The sequence below is a fragment of the Methylobacterium sp. J-070 genome (assembly GCF_022829385.1).
Taxonomy (GTDB): domain Bacteria; phylum Pseudomonadota; class Alphaproteobacteria; order Rhizobiales; family Beijerinckiaceae; genus Methylobacterium.
Map to the genome: position 1 here is coordinate 1 of NZ_JAKSXX010000177.1, position 5,147 is coordinate 5,147.

Below are 5,147 nucleotides of genomic sequence, written 5' to 3' on the forward strand. Positions count from 1 at the left end.
TGTGCCGTCTGCACCTCGATCTGGCGCAGCTTCAGCACCACCTGCTCCGCGCTCGTCTTCTGACCTCGCCGCATGTCCGACTCCTTCGATCCTGGCTGATCCTCTCAATCAGCCCGGTCCAAAGCCAGCCGGTCAGGTCACAAGCCCCTTCGTTGCCTCAACCGATGTTGCCATCTTCGGCGGAGCGCAGGAAAGGCGAGTGCCGGTGCCAGGAGCACCAAGCCTTCTGCTCCGGCAACTGAGAGGACTTCGGCGCGCCACGCCTGGAGGACGTTCGCGGTAGAGAGGCACACTTTGACCGAGAGATTTCCCATCTGGGCACTTTCGGTGGATGCGATGATGTCTGGCGAGGAATAACGGCTTGCTGAGCCGCAGGCGGACCCGTCAGTCCGTCTCGCCGAACCAGCGCTGTCTCCAACCGTGTCGGCGCTCCATCCGACCAAGCGCAATCCCTTGTCGTTCAGCAGCCTCACCTCGTCGGCCTTGCCGGCTCCCAGCCCTTTGAACACGGCTTCGATCAGGTCGACGTCGATGACCGCCGCCACGATCCCTTCGAAAACACCATCGGTCGAGGATAGGCGACGGCTCATGGGCAGAGCAGTGCCCCGCATAAACGACGTGCGTCGCGGGGCTCCGACGAAGAGGCCAGCGTCGCGCTCCTTCTGAGCGATGAAGTAGTCCCGGTCCCCGACATTGAGCTTCTTGGCGTCTGGGCCGTGGACCACAACGTCGCCGTTGGCGCGAGCGAAGCCTAGAAGCAGGTACGGGGAGAGCCGTCGATAGTTCGAGCAGATCGGCGACGGGCATAGCTTGTCGATGCTGGCGCTGCCAAAATTCTTGTCCGACGATAGCTCTGCGAGCCGGTTCAGCACGACGTCGATCAGGCCGAACGTGTTTTCGGTAAACTGGGCTCCAGATTGAGCCACACTGACGACGTCTTTACGAGCAGCCGCTAGGGCCTCGCTATGGGTCTGTTTCGCCCAGAGACCCGTTGGAATGGCGAGCGCCACAACGCAGGTTGCCCAGACGATCCAGAACAGGGTCGTCATGATCTGCGGATCTCGGATCCCCATCGTACCCCAGCTCGCGGCGTTCATTTTTGACTCGCCGGCCTCCGAGAGACCGTCGCTCCATCGTTGCGGCCCCCATCCCACGGTTGGCCTCCCTGGGAATGCACCTGCCGCGCGGCGCTTTGATTGCCCGTCAGCCCAGCAGCTAAGAGGCGAAATTATGCGATAATATGCAACTGTCCGTTGATATCGACACTAGACTTTAACGCGGTCCAGCTTCCCGGATCCTCCTGTCTCACCGAAACCGGGGACCGTGCCGTCGCTCTGCGGCATTCGGGTCGGAAGCAGCAGGCGGACTACCTCAGGGTTTTCACCCGCTGGTCTCAGGGTTTGCCCTGATTGCCAGCACCCGCGCCAAAGGGAGAAGTTACGACGCAGAGATGCAGTAGACTTCAAATTCCTTTCGTTGATTTTGTGTCTCCATGATCGAGCAGGCAATGACAGGTCTGGTAGGGCTCTTCCATCGCCGAGCGTTGTTGCTGGGCAGCGCAATGCTGGTGCTCCCCCTTCTGTGGCCGACTAACGCCCCCGCGCAGGCCGACCCCTTACCGTCTTGGGCCGAGAGCGGCCCCAAGCGTGCCATCGTCAAGTTCATCGGCCGCGTGATGCGGGAGGACGGACTTGATTTCGTCCCGATGCCTGAGGGCAGCGCCACCTTCGACCGCATCGCATCCATCGAGGCCGAACTGGCCCCAACGTCATCGAAGAAAATCGCCTGACCTGTGCGCGGACCGTGAGCCGGAGACATCGCCATGACGTCACGACCGCTTCGTCGCGCCCTTGCGTGCCTGGGATTTTCCGTTGCTCCGCTCTGGTTCGTGCCTCTCTCCGCCAACGCCCAGACCGGGTCACCGACACCCAGCAACACGCCGATGGCCCCTGTCGCGTTGCCCTTCACCGAACCGCTCTATAAAGGCGAGATCGGCCGCACGTTCGAGGACAGCGACCCACCGAGCTTCCCACAGCCTGTACGTCCCCCGCAAAGCGCTCCCAACGTTCTCGTCGTGCTGCTCGACGATTGCGGCTTCGGTCAGTTCTCGACCTTCGGGGGGGCGACCCCGTCGCCTACGGCAGACCGCCTTGCTGCGGACGGACTGAGGTTCAACGCGTTCCATACGACCGCGCTCTGCTCGCCGACGCGAGCCGCCTTCCTCACCGGACGCAACCACCACGCGGCTGGCTTCGGCGTCATTAGCGAGATCACGGAAGGATACGACGGCTACACAGGCATCCTGCCGAAGAGCACGGCGACGGGCGCCGAGATCCTGCGCGGGAATGGCTACGCCACGGGCTGGATCGGCAAGAACCACAACACGCCGACTTGGGAGCAGAGCCCCGCCGGCCCCTTCGATCATTGGCCAAGCGGCTATGGCTTCGACTATTTCTACGGCTTCATGGGCGGCAATTCGAGCCAATGGGAGCCGGCGCTCTACGAGAACCATGCACCAGTCCCGCGGTCGTGAGGGCCACACATGGCGCCGCTCGATATCTTCGCCTGGATCGTCCTGCTCGTCGTGGTCGCGACGCTCGTCGCCTCCTTTGTCGCCCTAGGGGTGATGCCGGGCCGCATCGCTCGCAGGCGAGGCCATCCGTGGGCGCAAGCGGTCGCCATCGGGAGCTGGGCCACCCTGATCTTCGGCTTCGTGTTCTGGCCGCTCATCCTGGTCTGGGCCTACGTTGACACCCCCGCCAAGCGGGAGACCTCGCGATGATCGTCTTCCTCCTCAACAGCTACATCGCCCTCTTGGTCCTTTTCGTCTGGGTGGGGTTCGTCCGGCTGAACCTGTTCTGGAAGCTCTCCCCCGTCCTCGTCCTGCTCGCGCTCCTCGTCGGATTGTTCATCCCGATGGGTTGGGGAGCGCCAGAGGGCCCCGCGGCGGTCATCCGCAACTCGGTCCAGATCATCCCGTCCGTTGCCGGCGAGGTCATCGACGTGTCGGCCGTCGCGAACAGGCCGATCAAGGAAGGCGATGTCCTGTTCCGCATCGACCCAGTTCCCTACAAGGCCCAGGTCGATGCGATCGAGGCGCAGCTCAAGCTCGCGCAGACCCGCCTGGCCGAGATGTCCCAGCTGCAGAACCGGGGGACCGGTCGCGCCTTCGACGTCGAGCAGCACCAGGCCGAGGCCGACCAACTGATGGCCCAGCTCGACGGGGCGAAGTGGAACCTCGACAAGACCACGGTGCGGGCCCCGGCCGCCGGCTACGTGACCAACCTGGCGCTTCGGAAAGGGGCACGGGTCACCGCCCAGTCGCCCGTCATGGCCTTCATCGACATTTCCGAGACAATCCTGGGCGCCGAGATCCCGCAGATCGACGCGCGCTACGTCGAGCCCGGGCAGCCCGTCGAGGTCACGTTCAAGGCCTTCCCGGGCGAGGTCCATGCCGGTCGGGTCGAGGCCGTGCTGCAGGCTATCGCGACGGGGCAGGCTCAGCCTGGCGGGCTCGCGGTCGCACCGTCGCAGGTCCAGGCGGCACCCTTTGTCGTCCGGTTCAAGCTCGATGACCCGAAGGTCGGCCATCGCCTTCCAGCGGGCAGCACCGGCACGGCCGCCGTCTACACCGAGCACGTTCAGGCTGCGCACGTGATCCGGAAGGTCGTGCTGCGGCAGACCGCGATCCTGAACTACGTCAACCCCTTTTAAGGAGGGCCAACGTACGCCGGTGTCTTGCTCCTTTCATGCCCGTGCTGGATGCGTGTAAGGTCCGCGATTGATAGCCGGATCTCCAGTAGAAGGAAGAGCAGGGCCGTCGTGAATAGGACCATCGCTGCGATGAAGGCTAGGGCAATCGCCTGACTGTTCTGGAAGTCGAACAAGGCATCGACGAAGACCAGAACGACCATCCAGCCTGTGACGATGCCGCTGTGCGCACATAGCGTGATCGCCCATCGAATGTACCAGATACGCCTGAGGCCCTCCCGCAGAGCGACCTCCTTCCAGGGCTCGTCAGACCGTTCCCGATCCGTCACCAAGGCGCGTACCAAGTCGCCGATGCGCGTGAGGCGTGCCACGAGGAGCGACAGCAGCGCGGCAACCGCTCCGAGTAAGAAGGCAGGAGCAGTCGCGAGGCTGATGACACGGGTAATTTCGTTGACAGAGACGTCTTTGAGCATCGCTTCCGTACCGGCGCCCGCGCTCGTCATGCCGACTGCGGAGTCAGAGCAAGGTTCCGTGTGTAGGGGGTGTAGGTATGGCCGGGACCAGCTTCATAGCTGCATCCCGGCCTCGCGCACCTCCCGACTGCACCGCGGCGGATTACCGATGGCGTCGATCTGGGTGGCCAGTGCGGGAACTGTCGTTCTGCGCGACCGCGGCAGAGGCCCATGTGCTCACAACCCACCTCACCGAGCACCTGAAGGCCTAGGGCTACCTGAAATGAGGGTCGCGCCGCTCGCGATCTGGGCTTCTACGGCGCGCCTTTCCTAGTCGTCGCGCGTTCCCTCCCCGATGGCGTATGCCTGACGCCACGCAGGAGGCTTCCATGGCCGATCAAGATCGTGCGCTCATCGACACGCACGGCGAACAGGACAGCGTCGCCCTGGCTCAATTAGGAGCGGCCGTGATCCTGGCTTGGCCCTTATTGGAGCTTGACATGCAACGCGATTTGATCGCGACAGCGGCCGTCGTGGATGGCGTGAAAAGAGACGCGAGCTTTGAAGAGGTGCTGACCCGGCTTGTTCAGATGAACAATCGGAGCAGAGGTTAAGGATGGCTTCCGCCCGCACGAGTGCTCGAAGGCGTGGGGCTACCTGAAATGACGCTGGCCGCGCTCGCGATGGGCCTGAGCGTCCTCATCGTAGCAGCAGTAGTCCTGAAGCTCCTCAATGACGCTGGCTCCCAGGGTGCTCCCTTTCTGGTCATTGCCGCCGGGGTCTTAGCCAGTGGCGATGTTTCGCTTCTGAGGTGAGCCATGAGCGATCCCGAACCAGACTCCACCTTCCGCGATCGACTACTCCGCATTGCCAGCGAGATCGATCGCCCGCTTGTCGTGGCTTCAACAGGTCCCGCGCTCGACATCCTCGGCCGCAAGTATGATCGGTTCAGGACCGGCGTACCGCTCAAGGGCCTTGAGGTGG

The 5,147-nt window shown here is 63.5% G+C and carries 7 protein-coding genes; 5 read left to right on the top strand and 2 right to left on the bottom strand.

From position 1 onward, the window contains the following. Window positions 1-137: 137 nt before the first annotated feature. Complete coding sequence (locus MKL01_RS19235; RefSeq protein ID WP_243906805.1) at window positions 138-1,097, bottom strand: hypothetical protein; 960 nt, start codon at window positions 1,095-1,097, stop codon at window positions 138-140. A 395-nt stretch (window positions 1,098-1,492) separates the two neighbouring features. On the opposite strand from MKL01_RS19235, the gene MKL01_RS19240 reads away from it, so the two are divergent. Genes MKL01_RS19240 through MKL01_RS19255 form a run of 4 tightly spaced genes read left to right on the top strand, consistent with a single transcriptional unit; the run spans window position 1,493 to window position 3,714 of the window. Beyond that, window positions 1,493-1,789 carry a hypothetical protein gene (locus MKL01_RS19240; protein ID WP_243906806.1) on the top strand — a complete coding sequence of 99 codons (297 nt, stop codon included), beginning with the start codon at window positions 1,493-1,495 and terminating at the stop codon, window positions 1,787-1,789. A 33-nt stretch (window positions 1,790-1,822) separates the two neighbouring features. Further along, entirely contained in the window at window positions 1,823-2,533 is a 711-nt protein-coding gene (locus MKL01_RS19245; protein ID WP_243906807.1) for a sulfatase-like hydrolase/transferase, read from the top strand. Window positions 2,534-2,542: 9 nt separating this feature from the next. Continuing rightward, window positions 2,543-2,782 (top strand): DUF3302 domain-containing protein, encoded by a 240-nt coding sequence (locus tag MKL01_RS19250; RefSeq protein ID WP_243906808.1) that lies wholly within the window; start codon window positions 2,543-2,545, stop codon window positions 2,780-2,782. Then, window positions 2,779-3,714: an HlyD family secretion protein gene (locus tag MKL01_RS19255; protein ID WP_243906809.1), complete on the top strand. Its 936-nt coding sequence runs from the start codon at window positions 2,779-2,781 to the stop codon at window positions 3,712-3,714. Before MKL01_RS19250 ends, MKL01_RS19255 begins: the two co-directional genes overlap by 4 nt. On the opposite strand, the gene MKL01_RS19260 is transcribed toward MKL01_RS19255, so the two are convergent. Then, window positions 3,711-4,184 carry a DUF2721 domain-containing protein gene (locus tag MKL01_RS19260; protein WP_243906810.1) on the bottom strand — a complete coding sequence of 158 codons (474 nt, stop codon included), beginning with the start codon at window positions 4,182-4,184 and terminating at the stop codon, window positions 3,711-3,713. The two genes, MKL01_RS19255 and MKL01_RS19260, sit on opposite strands and share 4 nt — an antisense overlap. Before the next feature lie 368 nt (window positions 4,185-4,552). On the opposite strand from MKL01_RS19260, the gene MKL01_RS19265 reads away from it, so the two are divergent. Beyond that, the gene (locus tag MKL01_RS19265) at window positions 4,553-4,777 is read left to right on the top strand and encodes a hypothetical protein (protein ID WP_243906811.1); all 225 of its coding nucleotides are present in this window, start codon (window positions 4,553-4,555) and stop codon (window positions 4,775-4,777) included. Window positions 4,778-5,147: the final 370 nt, after the last annotated feature.

Excerpts from the sequence above, each read along its gene's own strand:
- MKL01_RS19235 (WP_243906805.1), bottom strand. The coding sequence starts at position 1,097 with ATGAACGCCGCGAGCTGGGGTACGATGGGGATCCGAGATCCGCAGATC.
- MKL01_RS19240 (WP_243906806.1), top strand. The coding sequence starts at position 1,493 with ATGATCGAGCAGGCAATGACAGGTCTGGTAGGGCTCTTCCATCGCCGA.
- MKL01_RS19245 (WP_243906807.1), top strand. The coding sequence starts at position 1,823 with ATGACGTCACGACCGCTTCGTCGCGCCCTTGCGTGCCTGGGATTTTCC.
- MKL01_RS19250 (WP_243906808.1), top strand. The coding sequence starts at position 2,543 with ATGGCGCCGCTCGATATCTTCGCCTGGATCGTCCTGCTCGTCGTGGTC.
- MKL01_RS19255 (WP_243906809.1), top strand. The coding sequence starts at position 2,779 with ATGATCGTCTTCCTCCTCAACAGCTACATCGCCCTCTTGGTCCTTTTC.
- MKL01_RS19260 (WP_243906810.1), bottom strand. The coding sequence starts at position 4,184 with ATGCTCAAAGACGTCTCTGTCAACGAAATTACCCGTGTCATCAGCCTC.
- MKL01_RS19265 (WP_243906811.1), top strand. The coding sequence starts at position 4,553 with ATGGCCGATCAAGATCGTGCGCTCATCGACACGCACGGCGAACAGGAC.